At 62.0% G+C, this 17,152-nt stretch carries 17 protein-coding genes; 10 read left to right on the top strand and 7 right to left on the bottom strand.

The features are described 5' to 3' along the window. Positions 1–221 precede the first annotated feature (221 nt). Positions 222–539 carry a LysR substrate-binding domain-containing protein gene (locus tag NKI69_RS12930; protein ID WP_352721537.1) on the bottom strand — a complete coding sequence of 106 codons (318 nt, stop codon included), beginning with the start codon at positions 537–539 and terminating at the stop codon, positions 222–224. Positions 540–556: 17 nt separating this feature from the next. Further along, a complete protein-coding gene (locus NKI69_RS12925) occupies positions 557–1,123 on the bottom strand; it encodes a LysR family transcriptional regulator (protein ID WP_352721535.1) in 567 nt (188 codons plus the stop codon). A gap of 246 nt (positions 1,124–1,369) precedes the next feature. On the opposite strand from NKI69_RS12925, the gene NKI69_RS12920 reads away from it, so the two are divergent. From NKI69_RS12920 to NKI69_RS12885, 8 genes are all read left to right on the top strand, one after another. After that, the gene (locus tag NKI69_RS12920; RefSeq protein WP_352721533.1) at positions 1,370–2,884 is read left to right on the top strand and encodes a leucyl aminopeptidase; all 1,515 of its coding nucleotides are present in this window, start codon (positions 1,370–1,372) and stop codon (positions 2,882–2,884) included. A 54-nt stretch (positions 2,885–2,938) separates the two neighbouring features. Continuing rightward, entirely contained in the window at positions 2,939–3,844 is a 906-nt protein-coding gene (locus NKI69_RS12915; RefSeq protein WP_352721531.1) for a proline iminopeptidase-family hydrolase, read from the top strand. An 18-nt stretch (positions 3,845–3,862) separates the two neighbouring features. Beyond that, positions 3,863–5,524 carry an ABC transporter substrate-binding protein gene (locus tag NKI69_RS12910; protein ID WP_352721530.1) on the top strand — a complete coding sequence of 554 codons (1,662 nt, stop codon included), beginning with the start codon at positions 3,863–3,865 and terminating at the stop codon, positions 5,522–5,524. A 22-nt stretch (positions 5,525–5,546) separates the two neighbouring features. Then, positions 5,547–6,563, top strand: coding sequence for an ABC transporter permease (locus tag NKI69_RS12905; protein ID WP_352721528.1), 1,017 nt, complete (start codon positions 5,547–5,549; stop codon positions 6,561–6,563). Next, positions 6,563–7,534, top strand: a complete 972-nt coding sequence (locus tag NKI69_RS12900; RefSeq protein ID WP_352721526.1) for an ABC transporter permease — start codon at positions 6,563–6,565, stop codon at positions 7,532–7,534. The genes NKI69_RS12905 and NKI69_RS12900 overlap by 1 nt, the downstream gene beginning before the upstream one ends. Further along, positions 7,531–8,490, top strand: coding sequence for an ABC transporter ATP-binding protein (locus tag NKI69_RS12895; RefSeq protein ID WP_013531724.1), 960 nt, complete (start codon positions 7,531–7,533; stop codon positions 8,488–8,490). The genes NKI69_RS12900 and NKI69_RS12895 overlap by 4 nt, the downstream gene beginning before the upstream one ends. An 8-nt stretch (positions 8,491–8,498) precedes the next feature. After that, the gene (locus NKI69_RS12890) at positions 8,499–9,485 is read left to right on the top strand and encodes an ABC transporter ATP-binding protein (RefSeq protein ID WP_127397497.1); all 987 of its coding nucleotides are present in this window, start codon (positions 8,499–8,501) and stop codon (positions 9,483–9,485) included. A gap of 138 nt (positions 9,486–9,623) precedes the next feature. Beyond that, positions 9,624–9,926: a DUF982 domain-containing protein gene (locus NKI69_RS12885; protein WP_023813931.1), complete on the top strand. Its 303-nt coding sequence runs from the start codon at positions 9,624–9,626 to the stop codon at positions 9,924–9,926. A gap of 107 nt (positions 9,927–10,033) precedes the next feature. Here NKI69_RS12885 and NKI69_RS12880 read toward each other — a convergent pair whose 3' ends face one another. From NKI69_RS12880 to NKI69_RS12870, 3 genes are read right to left on the bottom strand one after another with little or no spacing between them, the layout of a single operon-like run. Further along, complete coding sequence (locus NKI69_RS12880) at positions 10,034–10,849, bottom strand: DUF1194 domain-containing protein (RefSeq protein ID WP_502900177.1); 816 nt, start codon at positions 10,847–10,849, stop codon at positions 10,034–10,036. A 30-nt stretch (positions 10,850–10,879) separates the two neighbouring features. Continuing rightward, positions 10,880–11,710, bottom strand: a complete 831-nt coding sequence (locus tag NKI69_RS12875) for a hypothetical protein (RefSeq protein ID WP_245273307.1) — start codon at positions 11,708–11,710, stop codon at positions 10,880–10,882. Continuing rightward, positions 11,694–12,692 carry a DMT family transporter gene (locus tag NKI69_RS12870; protein ID WP_352721523.1) on the bottom strand — a complete coding sequence of 333 codons (999 nt, stop codon included), beginning with the start codon at positions 12,690–12,692 and terminating at the stop codon, positions 11,694–11,696. The genes NKI69_RS12875 and NKI69_RS12870 overlap by 17 nt, the downstream gene beginning before the upstream one ends. A 151-nt stretch (positions 12,693–12,843) precedes the next feature. Here NKI69_RS12870 and NKI69_RS12865 point away from each other — a divergent pair, with 151 nt between their 5' ends. Both NKI69_RS12865 and dusA read left to right on the top strand, forming a co-directional pair. Continuing rightward, entirely contained in the window at positions 12,844–14,826 is a 1,983-nt protein-coding gene (locus NKI69_RS12865; protein WP_352721521.1) for a BTAD domain-containing putative transcriptional regulator, read from the top strand. Positions 14,827–15,068: 242 nt separating this feature from the next. Beyond that, a complete protein-coding gene (gene dusA / locus NKI69_RS12860) occupies positions 15,069–16,067 on the top strand; it encodes a tRNA dihydrouridine(20/20a) synthase DusA (RefSeq protein ID WP_023813937.1) in 999 nt (332 codons plus the stop codon). Positions 16,068–16,077: 10 nt separating this feature from the next. On the opposite strand, the gene NKI69_RS12855 is transcribed toward dusA, so the two are convergent. Next, positions 16,078–16,782, bottom strand: a complete 705-nt coding sequence (locus NKI69_RS12855; RefSeq protein ID WP_023813938.1) for a TIGR02281 family clan AA aspartic protease — start codon at positions 16,780–16,782, stop codon at positions 16,078–16,080. A 7-nt stretch (positions 16,783–16,789) separates the two neighbouring features. Beyond that, positions 16,790–17,023: a DUF1289 domain-containing protein gene (locus NKI69_RS12850; protein ID WP_352442418.1), complete on the bottom strand. Its 234-nt coding sequence runs from the start codon at positions 17,021–17,023 to the stop codon at positions 16,790–16,792. Positions 17,024–17,152 lie beyond the last annotated feature (129 nt).

Raw genomic sequence — 17,152 nt, 5'->3', positions numbered from 1 at the left:
CAATGGTCCCCTTTTGCAGCACGCGCCCTCACGCGTTGGCCGCGTGCAGGTTAAGCCTGCCGCAGGGGAACCGACAAGCAACCTATTTGCCGGCTTTGGCCTTAAAGATATTCAATGAGAACTGCGATTATCGATGCACGGCGATGGTGGGTCATCGCTGAGCCCGGCACGGATGATTCGAAGTTCGACGCCGGGATTCCAATCTGAAGCGGTAGGGCCATCTAAGCGATGGCCATAAGCTGCTTGTGATCCGCGACTTCGGCGAGCAGCCAATCCTGAAACAGGCCGGTGCCTGGTTTGTTGCCGATGCTGCGACGCTGATGCAGGTAAATGCCGGCCGGATAGGTGTGGCGGGCACGGAACGGGGCGACCAGTTTGCCTTGCTGCAGAAAATCTTGCGCCATCATCGTGTCCGCGAGCGCTATTCCCGCGCCATTGATCGCTTCGCGCATGATCAAGGTGCAATCATCCAGTGTTGTGCTGGATTTTGGCGTCGTTTCCAGAACGCCTTCCTGCTCCAGCCAACGCTTCCATCTCATGGTTTCGCATTCATGGATCAGATGATGATTGACCCATCGGCCGGCGATCGCAGCGGCACAGGCCCCTCCAGAAGCGAAGGCGCACAGACCGGCGTCAAAAGCAGCGGGATCAGCAGCGTCAAAGCCGGGCCGGCCTTGTAGACGAACTCGTCGACAATGGCCAAATCGAAGTTGGCGCGCTTGCCTGAAGTGGAGATCTCCAGATCCACCGACGAATGCAACCGGCGAAAGTTCGGCAACCGGTCCGCCAGCCAAAGGTTCAGAACAGTGGGCACGCACAAGACCCGGACACGTTGGATCTTGCCGTGGCGCGACCCCTCGGAGAGGCTGACGTCATCGGTGGCGCGCCAGATGGCTTCGAACGCCTCCGAGAGGCTGCGTGCATAGTAGGAGCCCCTGATAGTTGGCGTTATCTGGCGAAAACCGCGTTCGAACAGGTCCTGGCCAAGATTTCGTTCAAGCGCGCGGATGTGGCGGCTGACAGCCGAGGGTGTCAGATGCAGTTCTTCCGCCGCGTCCTTGACGCTGCCGAGGCGAGCGGCGGCCTCGAAAGCGCGCATGCCATTGAGTGAGGGAAGGGCCATTGGCCGATCATGAATTGTCAGTTGAGTTTTTGTCAATCGACATGGGCAGAATTCGCGTTTGATCGCCTGCCCCGTTAGGGGATACCCAGAAGGCAAGAGCAATTAAGTCGTCTCAAGAAAGCGACTGTTTGGGGACCGGCATTATACCACGAACGGCGGAGACCGGCTTGACCAGTCTCCACCGGGGCGAGCGAAGCGTTGCTCGCTACCGGCTGGTATTGCCGCAATTGGAGAGAGCGCCAGCCTATGCCTCAATCGCCAGCGCCGGTTTTCGAGACCGCGGATGAGATTTCCGCCGAAGCCTCTGTCGTCGTGATTTTGCAAACTGCCCACACGGGCTTTGGCCCGCGGGCAGTCGCCCTGGATGCCGAGATGAGCGGGATCCTCTCTCGCGCCTGCTCCGACCCGGCCGCCTTGGCCGAATCCGGCACCTGCATCGATCTTATTGCTCCTCAGGCCGTATCGATTAAGCGCGTGGTCGTCCTGGCCTTGGGCAAAGCTGAAACCGTAACCGCCCTGTCGTTGGCACGCGCTGGCGGTCTGCTTGCCGCGCATCTGGAGGCCAAGGGAGAATGCGCGGCCACGCTGGTCCTGGACCCCATCGCCGGCGTTGACCTGCCCGGAGCCGAAATCCTGGCGCGTGTCGCGCTCGGCATGCGGCTGCGCCGCTATCGTTTCGACATGCGCAACCGGCGGCAAGGGGCGGGAGCGGATCGAACCTTGCGGGTGAAACTGGTCGGGGCCCGCGGCCCAAATCTGACCGCGGCGCTGGCGCGGATCAATGCCATCGCCGACGGTGTCGAATATGCGCGGACCTTGGTCAACCTGCCGCCGAACCATCTCCATCCCGACAATTTCCATGATCATCTGGAGCCGCTGCGTGAAGCCGGAATCGACATCGAAATGCTCGATGCCGCGCAACTGAAGGAGCTCGGCATGAACGCGCTTCTTGCTGTTGGATCGGGCTCGGCGCGCCCGCCTAGGGTCGCTGTCCTGCGTTACCGGGGCAAGGGTGCGCCCGCTCAACCACTCGCTTTCGTCGGCAAGGGCGTCTGCTTCGATTCGGGAGGCCTCTGCATCAAGGGCGGAGCGCAAATGTTCGACATGAAAGCCGACATGGGCGGAGCGGCCGCTGTGGTCGGCCTGCTGATCGCGCTCGCCCGGCAAGGCAGCCCGGTACATGTTGTCGGTGTTCTCGGCATCGCCGAGAACATGCCATCCGGCACCGCGCTCAAACCGCGCGACATCATCACCACGGCCTCGGGACAGACCGTGGAAGTGTTCGACACGGACGCGGAAGGACGCCTGCTTCTGGCCGACTGCCTCCACTATGCAGCCACGCGCTTCAACCCTTCGGTGATCGTCGATCTGGCAACGCTGACCTATTCGGTGACGCGTGGCCTGGGCTCGATATTCGCCGGCCTGTTCAGCACCGACGATGCCATCGCGTCACAGATGATCGCGGCCGGAGAAACGGTCGGCGAACGGTTCTGGCGGCTGCCGCTCGACCGGGCCTATGATGAGGGCCTGCAATCGCCGTTCGCGGACCTCAGGCATCATGCCAAGGACATGGAGGACGGCGACGCTCCCTATGCCGCGGCCTTTCTGCGCCATTTCACGGAAGATCGCCCCTGGGTGCATCTCGACATCGCCAGCAAGGAACTGACCGACACCGATCGGCCTCTCGGCAGGCAAGGTGCCACGGCATTTGGCGTGCAGATGCTGGAAGAGTGGGTGCAGGTCACCCGCAACATGAGTTAGGCCCCCGTCGTCACGGACAAATACAAGATGCCTTCAACCGCACTGGGAACTGGTATGTCATCTGAGATCATCGGCATGGAAGGACGGGGCGCTTTCGGTGCCTACGAGACCTGGTATCGGGTCAGTGGCGAACTCGGTGGCGAAAAGGCGCCGGTGGTGATCCTGCATGGCGGCCCGGGCGTCGCCCACAATTATGTCGATGCCTACAAGCTTCTTGCGCGAAGGGATCGCGCCGTCATTCATTATGACCAGTTGGGCTGCGGCAATTCCACCTTGCTGCCTGAGAAAGGCGCCGATTTCTGGACACCTGGGCTGTTCATCGACGAGCTTGAAAACCTGATCGACCACCTCGGCATTCGGGCGGGCTTCCACGTGCTCGGCCAGAGCTGGGGCGGCATGCTGGGCGCCGAATATGCCGTGACGCGGCCGAAGGGTCTGAAATCGCTGACCATTGCCAACTCACCGGCGTCCATGAAACTGTGGGTCGAAGAGGCCAACCGGTTGCGTGCGGATCTGCCCGCCGATGTGCAGGAGACTCTGACCCGGCACGAGCAGGCCGGCACGACGGACGATGCGGCGTACCAGGCGGCGACGATGGTGTTCTACGAGCGGCATGTCTGCCGGGTCGTGCCTTTCCCGCCCGAAGTCACGGAAAGTTTCGCCCAGGTCGTGCGCAATCCGACCGTCTATAATCTGATGAATGGGCCGAACGAGTTCCATGTCATCGGAACGCTGAAGAACTGGAGCATCGTTGAGCGCCTGCCGGCCATCGATGTTCCCACATTGATCATCTCCGGACGTCACGACGAGGCCACGCCCGCGACCGTGCAGCCCTACAAGGACGGCATCAAGGGGTCTCGCTGGGAGATATTCGAGCATTCCAGCCACATGCCGCATGTCGAAGAGCAAGATGCGTGCATGCGGGTGGTGGGAGACTTCCTGGACCACAACGATAACTGAAAAAAGGGGAATCAAGACATGAAGAAACTGCTTCTGGCGGCAACAGCCGCGGCATTGCTGGCCGGTACATGGCTGGCCCCGGCACAGGCCGAATATCTCAAGGAGCACCGGGGCGGCACCATCCGCCTGCTGGCCCGCTCCGCGGCCGGAACGCTCGATCCGCACATCAATTACACGGACCAGGGCTGGCAGATGTACCAGCCGATCTATGACGGCCTGGTGGCCTTCCGCAAGGCCGAGGGCATGGACGGCTTCACCATCGTTCCCGATCTGGCCGAGGCCCTGCCGCAGGTCAGCAATGACGGTAAGACCTTCACCTTCAAGCTGCGCAAGGGCATCAAGTTCTCCAGCGGCCAGGATCTTGGCGTGAAGGACGTCGTCGCTTCCTTCCAGCGCATCTTCAAGGTTTCCGGACCCACCTCCGGCACGTTCTATGCCGGCATCGTCGGCGCCGACAAATGCCTGGCCGACACCAAGAGCTGCACGCTGGAGGGCGGCGTTGTCGGCGACGAGGCGGCCGGCACCATCACCATCAACATCACCAAGCCGGATGCAGAGCTGCTCTACAAGCTTGCCTTGCCCCATGCCGTGGTTCTGCCGGCGGATACGCCCGCGGAAGACATGGGTTCCAAGCCTATTCCCAGCACCGGCGCGTACACAATCTCCGCCTTCGATCCCAACAAGGGCATGACGGTTTCCCGCAACCCCAATTTCAAGCAGTGGAGCGAGGACGCGCAGCCGGACGGCTATCCGGATGTCGTCCAGTATGATTTCGGCCTGTCCGAGGAAGCAGCCGTCACGGCGATCCAGAACGGCGAAGCGGACTGGATGTTCGACGCGCTGCCGAGCGACCGCCTCGGCGAACTCGGCAGCAAATCCATGGACCAGTTGCACATCTCGCCGCTTTCGGCGTGGTGGTACGCGCCGCTGAACAACCGTCTCGCGCCCTTCGACAATGAAAAAGCGCGCCAGGCCGTTGCCTATGCGATCGACCGCAACACGCTGGTCAAGCTGTTCGGTGGCAAGGTGTTGGCCTCGCCGGTCTGCCAGGTCCTGCCTCCGGACTTCCCCGGCCATGAAGACTATTGCCCCTTCACCAAGAATCCGGGCGCCAAATGGTCGGCTCCCGACCTCGACAAGGCAAAGCAGCTCGTCGAGGACTCCGGCACCAAGGGCCAGAAGGTGACCATTATCGTCGAGGATACCGCCATTTCACGCTCCATCGGCGTCTATCTGCAGAGCGTGCTGACCAGCATCGGCTATGTCGCCGACGTCAAGCCGATCTCGTCGAACATCCAGTTCACCTACATCCAGAACACCAACAACAAGGTGCAGATGTCCGTCACCCAGTGGTACAAGGACTATCCTGCGGCCTCGGACTTCCTGAACATCCTGTTCAGCTGCGCCTCCTTCCGTGAAGGTTCGGACGCCTCGATCAACATCGCCGGCTTCTGCGACAAGGAAATCGACGCCAAGATGCAAAAAGCATTGGACCTCGGCGTCACCGACCAGAAAGCCGCCGACAAAATGTGGGCTGAAATCGACAGGCAAGTCACCGACAAGGCACCCGCCGTTGGCCTCTTCACGCCGAAGCGGCTTGACTTTGTCAGCAAACGTCTCGGCAATTTCAAGTTCAACCGGCAGTTCAACTGGATGATCACCCAATCCTGGGTACAGTAACGAACCGCGGAGGGGCACGCCGGTGTCGAACGTAGCTGTCGCCGCGCCGCGCAAGACGCGAGGGCCCTGGGCCCTCGCGTTTGCGAAGCTGGCAAGGGACAGGGCTGCCATGGCGTCGCTGGCCGTGTTCCTCCTCATCGTCCTTGCCTGCCTCAGTGCGCCTCTTTATGCGAAATGGGCAGGCGTGGATCCCTTCGCCTCGACGCTCGACGCCGTCATCCAGATCGACGGTGCCGACGTTCCGGTGATGGAACAATCGACGGAAGGGCTGGGGCTTGGCTACACACCGCTCGGCCCGACCTGGCGGCTGGGCAATTATTTCCTCGGCGCCGACAGCCAGGGCCGCGATGTCATGGCCAGGATGCTCTATGGCGGGCTGAGCTCGTTGTTGATCTCCGGAGCAGCCACCATCTTCACCCTGATCCTGGGCACGGCGGCGGGATTGATCGCCGGCTATTTCGGCGGCGTCACCGACACGGTGCTGTCGCGCTTCCTCGACATACTGTGGGCGTTCCCGATCTATCTGCTGGCGATTTCGCTCTCCATCGTCACCATCGCGCATGGCATCACGATCGGTCCGATCCAGATCGAGTCCGGCAGTCTGTGGCTGCCTGTCATCATCATCGGCATCGTCTACGTGCCCTATGTGGCCCGCCCAATCCGCGGGCAGGTTCTGGCACTGCGCAAAAGCGAGTTCGTGCTGGCCGCGATCAATCTGGGCGTGCCGGGATGGCGCATCCTGTGGCGCGACATCCTGCCCAACGTCACCACCACGCTCATCGTCTTCGTGCCGCTGATGATGGCGCTGAACATGCTTACGGAATCGGCGCTTTCCTTCCTTTCGATCGGCGTGCAGCCGCCGGCCGCGAGCTGGGGCACCATCATCCAGGACGGACAGGCGCTGCTTTACACCAGGCCATTGGTGGCGCTGGTGCCGGGGCTGGCGATCGCGGTTTCCGTCATGGCGCTCAATGTCTTCGGCGACGGCCTGCGCGACGCGCTCGATCCGCGCTCCAAGGTTCGGCTGGGGCGCGACTGATGATCTACGCCATCCTGCGCCGTTTCGGCCAGATGCTGTTCGTGATGTTCGGCATCTCGGTCATCGTCTTCCTGATTTTCTTCGCAACGCCGGGCGCCGACCCGGCGGCGCGCATCGCCGGCCGCAATGCATCGCCCGAAGTGCTGGAGGCGGTACGCCACAGCTTCGGCTTCGACCGGCCGCTCTACGTGCAATATGTGACGATGATGGAGAAGATCTTCGTCACCGGCGACCTGACCTCCTTCGTCAATCGTGGCTGGAAGGTGGTGCCGGCGGTCATGGATTCGATCCCGGTCACACTCTCGCTGGTGTTCGGAGCGGCGATCCTGTGGGTGGTCGTCTCCATCATCATCGGCATCGCCGCCGCCGCCACGCGCGGCAGCTGGCTGGACAAGCTGCTGATGGCGCTGGGGCTGCTCGGTATTTCGATGCCGGTGTACTGGCTGGGCGAAGTGATGAACCTGATCACCCAGAGCCGCTACCACGACAGCTGGGCGTTCTCCTGGGTGCCACCGCTCGGCTACAAGAATTTCTCCGACGATCCGAAGGGCTGGTTTCTGACCCTGGTCATTCCCTGGATCACACTGTCCATTCTCTATATCGGCATTTACGGGCGCGTGCTGCGCGCGGCAATCATCGAATCGCTGCAGGAAGACTATATCCGCACGGCCCGGGCCAAGGGGCTGTCGGAAACCCGCATCCTGCTGCGCCATGCCTTGCGCACGTCGCTCATCGCCTTCGTCACTCTGTTCGGCCTGGATTTCGGCGCGCTGGTGGGAGGCTCGGCCTTGCTGACAGAGGTGGTGTTCGGGCTGCACGGCATCGGCAAGCTCACTTATGACGCTCTGCAGAATCTCGATCTGCCGATGATCATGGCGACGGTGATGTATGCGTCCATGTTCGTGGTTATCGCCAATGCGGTCGTAGATTTCATCTACATCCTTCTCGATCCGCGCCTGAGGACATCATGATACTGTCGGTGCGCGACCTCAGAGTTTCCTTCCGCACAAATGATGGCCTGGTGCGGGCCATCGATGGCGTTTCCTTCGACCTCGAGGAGAGCGAGATCCTCGGTGTCGTCGGTGAGTCCGGTTCCGGCAAGACCGTGTCGCTGCTGGCCGTCATGGGTCTCATCACCGATCCCAACGCCACCATCGAAGGGTCGATCCGCTACAAGGGCCGCGAACTCGTGGGACTGCCCGCACGCGAACTCAGGCGGCTACGCGGCAACGAGATCGCGATGATCTTCCAGGATCCGATGACCGCATTGACGCCTGTCTACACGATCGGCTGGCAGATCGCCGAACAGATCCGCGCGCATCGCAACATCAGCAAGTCCAAGGCGATGGAGCGCGTCGAGGAACTGCTGGCCGAGGTGAATTTTCCGAATCCGCACGAGGCGATGTCGCGCTACCCGCACCAACTGTCCGGAGGCATGCGTCAACGGGCGGTGATCGCAATGGCTTTGTCCTGCAATCCGGCGCTGCTGGTGGCTGACGAACCGACCACGGCGCTCGACGTCACCGTACAGGCCGGTATTCTCGATCTGGTGCGCAAGCTGCGCGCGACGCACAAGTCGGCGGTCGTCTTCATCACGCATGACATGGGCGTGGTCTCCGAACTCGCCGACCGGGTCATGGTCATGTATGCCGGCCGCGTGGTGGAGCGCGGCAGTCGCGCGGAGCTGTTTTCCGATCCGCGACACCCCTATACGCGCGCGCTGCTGGGTTCGATCCCGCCGCTGACCGGCGAAAAACCACGGCGCCTGCCGGCCATTCCCGGTTCGCCGCCATCATTGCTGCGACTGCCGCAGGGCTGTGCGTTCGGTCCGCGGTGTCCAGTTCACTACGAACCCTGCGAGGCCGGCAAGCCCGATCTCGGGAGCGGCACCCATGCCGCGGCATGCTTCAGGGTGGCACAGGCATGAGCGGACCGATGATCGACAAGAACCGCCCAATCCTCGAGACGCGTTCGCTGGGCAAGCGCTTTTCCATCGGCAGCCGCTTTTCTGCCGAGGGTAAGCGAACCGTCCATGCGGTCGACAATGTTTCCCTGACCGTGTGGCGCGGCGAGACGGTTGGGCTGGTCGGCGAATCCGGATGCGGCAAGTCCACGCTGGCGCGCTGTCTGGTGAGGCTCTACGACATATCGGACGGCGAGCTTCTGTTCGAAGGCAACGACATCACCTCGAAGTCGCTGTCTGAACTCAGGCCGCTGCGGCGGCGCCTGCAAATGGTTTTCCAGGATCCGTCGGCATCGCTCAATCCGCGCCGGCGCGTCGGCGACCTGGTGGCCGAGCCGCTGCGCATCCATGGCAGGCTCTCGTCGAGCGAGATCACCAAACGCGTGGCGGAACTGTTCGACCTTGTCGGCTTGCTGCCGGATCACGTCATGCGGTTTCCGCACGAATTTTCCGGCGGACAACGCCAGCGCGTCGGCATCGCGCGGGCTATTGCGTTGAATCCGGACCTTGTGGTCCTGGACGAACCCGTCTCTGCGCTCGACGTGTCGGTGCAGGCGCAAATCGTCAACCTGCTCGCCGATCTGCAGGAGAAGCTCAACCTCACTTACATCTTCATCGCCCACGACCTGTCTGTGGTACGTCAGGTTTCAACCCGCATCGCGGTCATGTATCTCGGCTCGATCGTCGAAGAAGGGCCGGCGGAAGAAGTGTTTGCAGCACCAGCCCATCCCTATAGCCAGGCGCTGATCTCGGCGGTTCCCGTCGTGGAGACGACGCCCGGTGGGACGCGCAAGCGCATCATCCTCACCGGCGACGTACCGAGCCCGCTGAATCCTCCAACCGGCTGCCGTTTCCATCCCCGATGCCCGATCGCGGCGGAGCGCTGCCGTTCGGAGCGGCCGCAGTTGCGGGAATACCGGCCCGGTCGCAAAGTCGCCTGCCACTTCCCCACGATGTAGGCGACACTCACCACCGCACGGGTGATCGCCTTCGCCTGACAGATTTCTAAAAAATTCTATTTTTGCCTGGAACCAACCGGCTATTGGCGCGTTTGGTGGGGTTCGATCGAGCGCATTGCGGTCGACCGGGAGGAAACGATGGATCAATTGCATTTCTTTTCGCCCGTGCGGATTTCGCGCGGGCAGGGACACCCTTTGGAAGAAATCGATAGTGTTGCCGAAGCCATGATGTTCTTGCGGAAATGGCCGACGGGACGGCGCGGTCCGGTTTATCAGTGCGCGCTGAATTGTTGCTCGGCCGCCTTGTCGGGCCAGATGTCGGCCGAGGAAGCAAGGAAAGCGTTCACCGGCTTTGCCCGCATCACGCGTCTTCTCGATGACGACATGGCGTTGCCGGTGCCCGGCGAAAGCAAGGCAAGCATACACGCGTTGCGGCGATAGGCTGTTGTCCTGACGGTCCCCACAAGGTCCCGCGCTGCAGCGGGCCGGGCTCTCGTTGTGCAATGCGCTCGGATGGCGCGTCGAAAGTTCGTCCTGTATGGCACACTTCACAGCGGACGGTCGTCGATCATGCTTACTTCAGTCACGAGCTTGCGGCGAAGCGCCATCGTGTAGTCGTCTGGCCCCTTCGGCGTCATGACGAAGGCCTGGGAACCGCCAATGACCGATTCTGCAAAATAGGATGCCAGAGGTTCGTCGGGACTCTCATCCTCCGTCGGGATGGCGATGGCATTGATCGTATATCCCTTGGCTATGGCGTTCGACCTGCTCGGTTGGACGGGAAGCCCGTCGTTGTTCTCGCCGTTGGAGGAGATATCGATGACTTTCTTGGCTGCCTTTCCCGGAAACTGGTCGAGCAGGAGACTGCCGATGTCGATAGCCGAGGAAACGGATGTTCCGCCTCGCCCTCTGCGGATGAAGCCGGTATCGCCTTTCCTGCTGATCACCGCAGCCGCCGCTTTGGCATCTTCCAGTCCGCAGATGCTTGTCCACGGCAGCACGATGCGCGCGTGTCCGGGGCTCGACCATTCAAAGTAGGCAATGCCGATGCAGCCAACGTAATTCCGGCTGATGGCGGCGATGATCTCTGGCGAGGTGAGTGCCGCGGCATGTCCCTCGCGTTGCATATCGGCGATCTTTGGATCGATTGACGACGAGAAATCGACCGCGAACACGATAGCGACGTCAACGTTCGCGGCATGGGCAGAGATCGCCCAAAACATCGAAGCTGCGACTATTCCTGTCACTCTCGAGATTGAACTGACCGGCGTCAGAATGCCCCAACCTTTCGTCCGTACCCGTTCACGAAAGGATAGGGGGCCGGCGTCCTGATGATATACACTGCCAAACATGTCATTCTCCATCTCGACATCCGGTCGTTTCAAAAAGCGAGCTCAACATGTGGAAATTTGGCGGGGCGCCTTGGCACCCACCCCGAACAGCAGCAGATCGGCCTTGGTCCACAAAAGATAACAGCCGAGCAAGGTCAGTGGCATGGCGAGTGCCGCGAAGGACCCGCCCGACCAGACCTCCGGCAGAGCTCGGCCGAGGGCGACGGTCGTCGCCAGCATTGCCGGCAACCGGCTGGCGAGCACCGCACTGCGGAACGGATCGGGCCAAGCGGCCGGCCACATCGGAATTGGCGTGCCGGGCCTGTGGAAGGTGCTGCCGAATTTGCCCAGGGCATGGAGCAGGCCAGAGGTCGCCGCAAGCAATGGATCGCCGAGCAGCAACAGGGCAATACCGAGTCCGATCGCACCCAGACCCGACAGGAAGTCGCCCAGACGGTTGAGGGTGGGATCGGGAGCATCCGGCCTTGCCCAGGCCCGGTGATAGGCCTCGCCGCCCCAGAAGAAGACCAGGGTGGTCAAGGTCAGCGCAACAGTGCCATGGCTGCCGGCGAAATATTCGATCACCGCCATGGTGACGCTGCTTCCCTCATGCAAGCCGACCGGCGCGGTAGCAATCTGGATCGCGAGACCGACAATGAGGCCGAGCGCGTTACCGCTGTTGTAATAGCCGCCCGGTCCCTTCATGCGGGCGCGAAGCGCCGAAACCAAATGTGCGATAGGAAGAAGGATCGTCCGCGCGTCCATCACTGCGCCCCCACGACAAGTCCTGCCGCCATCGGCAAGGCCACCGCCGCCTGGCTGATCGACGCCACTGGCCCCGTGTCGGGCGGCAGCCGGGGCCGGAATAGGTTTCGCATCACCGGCGAGGGTCATCACATTCCTCCACTGGACCTGAATTGTTGGGGTGACGATCGCCTGCCCAATTTGCGGCGGCAGCTGCAAAGGCAGGGGCCCCGTCGGAGGGTTGAACCGAAGCGGTTCGCAAGGACGTGCGTGCCTGCGGCGCTCGGTTCGACAGTGCCACGGACAGGATCGCACCCAGAATGATGGCGGCACCCAATGCGCTCGCGGACGAGCTCCGCTCGCCGAGAAAGATCGCCGCGCCCAGCGCCCCGAAAACGCTTTCTGCGCTGACGATCACGGCGGCGTGGCTGGCCGGCGTAAAGCGGAGGGCAACCGTCTGTATGCCGAAGGCAATCGCAGTGGAGAACACGCCGAGGATCGCCAGTTCCGGGCCGGCTGCGAATGCGGCGGCCAACGACAGATTGCCTTGCATTGCGCCGAGCGGCAGGGCGAAGGCTGCGGCGCCGAAGAACTGTGTCGCGGCTGCGGTGAACGGCCGCGCATGCACCTGCATGTGCCGGCCCAGCTCGACTGCCCAGAGCGCATAGCAGGCAGCCGAGAGGACAGCGGTGAGATCGCCACTGCTGAACCCGGCAATCCCATCCGACAACAGCAGTGCGCCAACAACGGTCAGCCCGGCGGCGACCGTGAGACTCGCTGTCGGACGCTCGCCTGCGAGAAACCAGGCGGCTAGCGGTGTCATTACCGTTGCCGTGCTGACCAGGAAGCTGGCATTGGTGACGGAGGCACTGATATAGCAAAGCTGCTGGAGCGTGATGGAGATGGCAAACAGCGCGCCCACCTTGGCCAAGCTGGAAAAATAGTCCGGCCCGAGCGAAAGCCGCCTCTCCATCAAGACAAAGGGCAGCACAAGCAGCCCGCCGATCAGGCAGCGCAGACCCACCGCACTCAGCGCGTCGAGATGCACAAGCACCATCTTTTGCGAGACATTGCCGAAGCCCCACAAAGCGGCTGCGAATAGCAGCAGCAAATTGGCTCTTGTCCTGGACACGCGTCCCCCTCGAACCAAGCCTTTCGTTGACTTGGTCACTTTAATTTAGCAAAGCCTAAACAGCCTGCCGTTACGGCAGCGCTTGAGCGCGAAGGCCGACTGTTGCGAAGCGTTAGTTTTGAGTTAGGATTTCGTCAGGCTGGGATAGCAAATGCAAAGTGAGGACAAGGGCGCTGCAAATAGAATCTCACTCTTCGGCGGTTTCCGGATTGAAAATGAAACGGCCGGTCCGCTTCGGCTGACCGGGAAACGAGGGCCGGCAATCATCGCCTATCTGGCCCGGTGTCCGGGCATGGCGGCGACGCGGGAGAGGCTGGCTGACCTCCTATGGGGCGACAGTGACGGCGAACATTCGCGCAACAGCCTTCGGCAAGCCCTCAGTGTCCTGCGCCAGGATCTGGCGCGAGAAGGGGTGGATCTCATCCATTCCAGCGGTGAGCTGATCGCCCTGAGGCCAGAGGCCTTTCAAATCGACGTGGAGAAGGTCGAAACGGGTCTCTCGGCCCGTTCCGCTCAGGACCTCGCGAAGGCCTTGGCGAACTACACCGGGCCCTTCCTCGACGGGCTTTATCTGGGAAGCAATGCGTTCGATGACTGGATCACATCGGAACGCGACAGGCTGCTTAGCCGTGCGCTTGAGTCCTTCGAAAAGCTGGCCCGTCTCGTCGACCCCGATGCAGGGCTGATCCTAGCCGATCGTATTTTGGCCATGGAACCGACACGGGAAGAATCCTATCGGCTCAAGATGGAATTGCTCCTTGCATGTGGCCAACGCGACAGGGCAATCAGGACATACGAAGCTTGCAGAAGCATGCTGAAGAAGGAGTTCGGCGTCGAAGCAGGCCCTGAAACGCGGGCGCTTTGGCAATCTCTGTTGCTTGCCGCCGACGACGCCTCAAATGTGCAGTCGACAAGTGGTGTTCCGGCCAGCCAGCGCCTTGGGCGCCCGTCCATCAGCGTTGCCGACTTCGTCAATCTGACCGGAAAGCAAGGCGACGACTTTTTCGCCAAGGGACTTGTCCAGGACATCACGACGGCCCTCTCCGAAGTGGCCGACTATGTCGTGCTCGCCGCGCTTCCGCCCGAGAAGAGCGGCCCGGGCGAAGAAGCCAAGACGCCAGGGATACTCCGGGCGCGATATATGCTCAGCGGCAGCGTCCAGAGATCCGGCAATGGGTTGAGGGTGAATATCCAGCTCGTCGACGCCGCCGGCGGCCACCACGTCTGGGCCCAGAAATTCGACGGCCACTCCGAAAACGCGCTCGAATTCCAGGACAGGATCGCACAGTCTGTTGTTCTTGCCGTGATCCTCGAACTTCAACTGACCAACTGGAAGGTTCGAGACAAAAGCCCGCCGGGTACCCCTGAAGTGCGCAGGCTGGTCAACGAAGCCCTCATGAAATATTTTGAGATGACTCGGGACTCGCTTTTGGTGGGGGTAGAGCTTGCCGAGAAGGCTTTCTCGATAGGTCCCGACAACGCCCGTGCAAAGCGGACGCTCTCGATCGTAATATCCATGGGCGTGGCGTTTGGCGCGCTGCCTCGGGAGCGTGGGGTGATCGAGCGTGCGGTCGAACTCGCGGAAGCCGCGGTGCGGGCGGTACCGGACGATGAAATTGCCCGATGTATCTTGTCGTTCGCTCTCGAAAGTTGCGGTCGTATCGACGAGGCGATCGCCGAATGCCGCCACGCGATCAGCCTCAACCCAAGCTACCCGACTGGCCACGGCGATATTTCGATGCTCTTTGCGTTGCGCGGGCAGGTCGACGAAGCGGTGCGCGAGGCCAACGAAGCAATCCGGCTCGGAACGCACGATGTGATCGACTTCTGGCGCCACCACGGCCTGGTTGTGGCGCTCTTCGCTGGCGGAGACAACCAGCGGGCGCTCGAAGCCGCCCGCAAAGTGGTCAGGACAAAGCCGGGCTTCGTTCGCGGTGCCCTTTATTGGGCCGCGACCGCGTCGGCCACCGGGAACAACGAAGAAGCGTCCCGAGCCATCCACCATTGCCTGTCACAACTTCCGCATCTCAATCTGAGCAATGTCTGCCCTGGCTTTGTGCCGCGCTATGTGAAGGATCATCACCATTCCCGGTTCCTTGAGATGCTGTCGAGGGCTGGCCTTCCCAGTTCCTAGCCACATCTTTGGCGCAGACACCATCATACGAAACTGGAGGGTTCCATCCTCCGCCCAGGCATCGAAAGCAGATGACGCGTTGGCAATTCCGGCCAGGTCGACCTATAAGCTACCCCTGCGATTGAGCTAGTCGCGCCGCACGCCGTCGCGCCAGCCAGTCATCCGCCGAATTTGCGGCTTGGCCTATCATGGCACGTGATAGAGTTCATACGATACGATTTAACCTATTGAAGTTACTAAATATGCAAGAGTATCAAAGGTTTAGGATAGCCATAGCCCCGATGATGGACTGGACGGACCGGCATTGCCGGTTCTTCCACCGCCAGTTGACGAGCCATGCACTGCTTTACACCGAGATGGTGGTGGCCGACGCGGTCATTCACGGCGCGCGCGAGCGGCTGCTCGGCTTCGATGCGACGGAACATCCGGTCGCGCTGCAGCTCGGCGGCTCTGATCGTGAAAAGCTCGCCGAGGCTGCCCGCATCGGCGAGGCTTTTGGCTATGACGAGATCAACCTCAATGTCGGCTGTCCGTCGGACCGCGTTCAGTCGGGCACGTTCGGCGCCTGCCTGATGAAGGTGCCGGACCTCGTCGCCGGCTGCGTCGCAGCGATGAAGGCGGCGGTGACAATTCCCGTCACCGTCAAATGCCGCATCGGCGTCGACGAGCAGGACCCGGAACCAGCCCTCGATGCGCTGGCGGATGGGGTTTTCGATGCCGGCGCCGACGCGTTGTGGGTGCATGCACGCAAGGCGTGGCTGGAAGGGCTGAGTCCCAAGGAAAACCGAGACATCCCGCCGCTCGATTACAGCAGAGTCTATCGACTGAAGGCAAAAAAGAACAACAAATTCATAGGCATAAATGGTGGAATTCAGTCGATTGAAGAGGCCCAGGCGCATCTCGGTCACGTCGACGGCGCCATGCTTGGCCGCGCCGCCTACCACACGCCCGGCATTCTGGCCGGCGTCGATGCCGCTTTCTACGGCGTCCAGTCCGAGCCGTTCGATTTTGCCGCGCTGATCGATACCATGGCGGACTATGCGGCACGCCATATCGAGCAGGGTGGCCGGCTTGGCCATGTCACCCGCCATATGGTCGGACTGTTCCATGGCCTGCCCGGTGCGCGCCGCTACCGGCAGATCCTGTCCACCGACGCGACAAAACCCGGCGCCGGCCCGGACGTGCTGAAGACGGCTTTCGCGGCCGTCGAGTTCGGTGGAGCAGCAGCCGAAGCGGCTTGAGTTTTGGGGATCAATCCCTGAGGATCATGCGGTCGCCGCGCACGTCAAAACCCGACAATGAACCGATGAAGTTCATGCCGAGCAGGCTCTGGCTGAGCATGCCGGGTGCGGCGATCATCACCGACATATCCCTGCGCATGATGCCGCCGATCGCAATCTGATCGGTTTTCACGGCCGCGGCGCGTGCCATGCCGTTAGCGGTCGAAACCGGTATGGTGTAGTTGAGCGCGGCCGGATTGAATCCGGCGGCCTGCGCATCCTGTGACGTCAGCACGGTGCTGGTTGCACCCGTATCCACCACGGCCCGGACCGGGTTGCCGTTGACCAGGATGCGCGCTTCGAAATGGCCGTTGTCGGCCTTGTCGAGCGTCACCGTGGCGTGACCGTCTTCGACGCCGAGCGCAAGCGGGCTGCCGGGAACAAGGCCCGCGGTCACCCGGCTGGCGACATCCTGCAACTCATAGCGATATTGGTAGCCAGCGATCAGCGCGAGTGCGATCGCCGCCCAGGCGCCGAGGTTGCGGGCCATGGCGCCCAGGGGCCGGCCCGAGCGAAGCAGGCCGGCGCCGACAAGGGCGCCAAAGGCGCCGAGCCAGATCAGTCGGCTGAAATCGTTGTTCTCGACGCCGAGCGTGCTGCCGGCGGAATCGTTGAGCATGAGCAGGACTGCTCCCACCCCGATCGCGGCCATCAAGATCCAGAACAACCGGCTCATCCGCACCTCACGATAGCGCGTCGCGTTCGCGCGTCATGCGGGTGCGGCGCGTTTCCCGGCGCGGCCGGCGCTCGACCGTTTCCAGCCGGGCCGGCAATTGCGCCATGACGCTGCGGCGCGTTTCCGTCGTCATCCCGATCCAGGCGCCGATTTCCTCGCGCGTGCGGCCGCAACCGAAACAGAAGCCGGTTTTCATGTCGATCGAACAGACCAGGATGCACGGGGATTCGATGACCGTCATGACTTTCTCTTGGGCTTCCATCCGGAATCCCTTGTTCCACCTCCACATGGTGCAACGGCAAAGCCAATGCAAGCCCTCGCGATTGCGCCCTTCGGGGCCGGCTTTGCGTCAAATGCAGGCCCATCATCC

Origin of the sequence: Mesorhizobium sp. M0491, from assembly GCF_040321265.1 — a bacterium.
Classification (GTDB): domain Bacteria; phylum Pseudomonadota; class Alphaproteobacteria; order Rhizobiales; family Rhizobiaceae; genus Mesorhizobium.
Note: the sequence above shows the minus strand (reverse complement) of the source record. Positions and strands in the feature narration are given on the sequence as shown.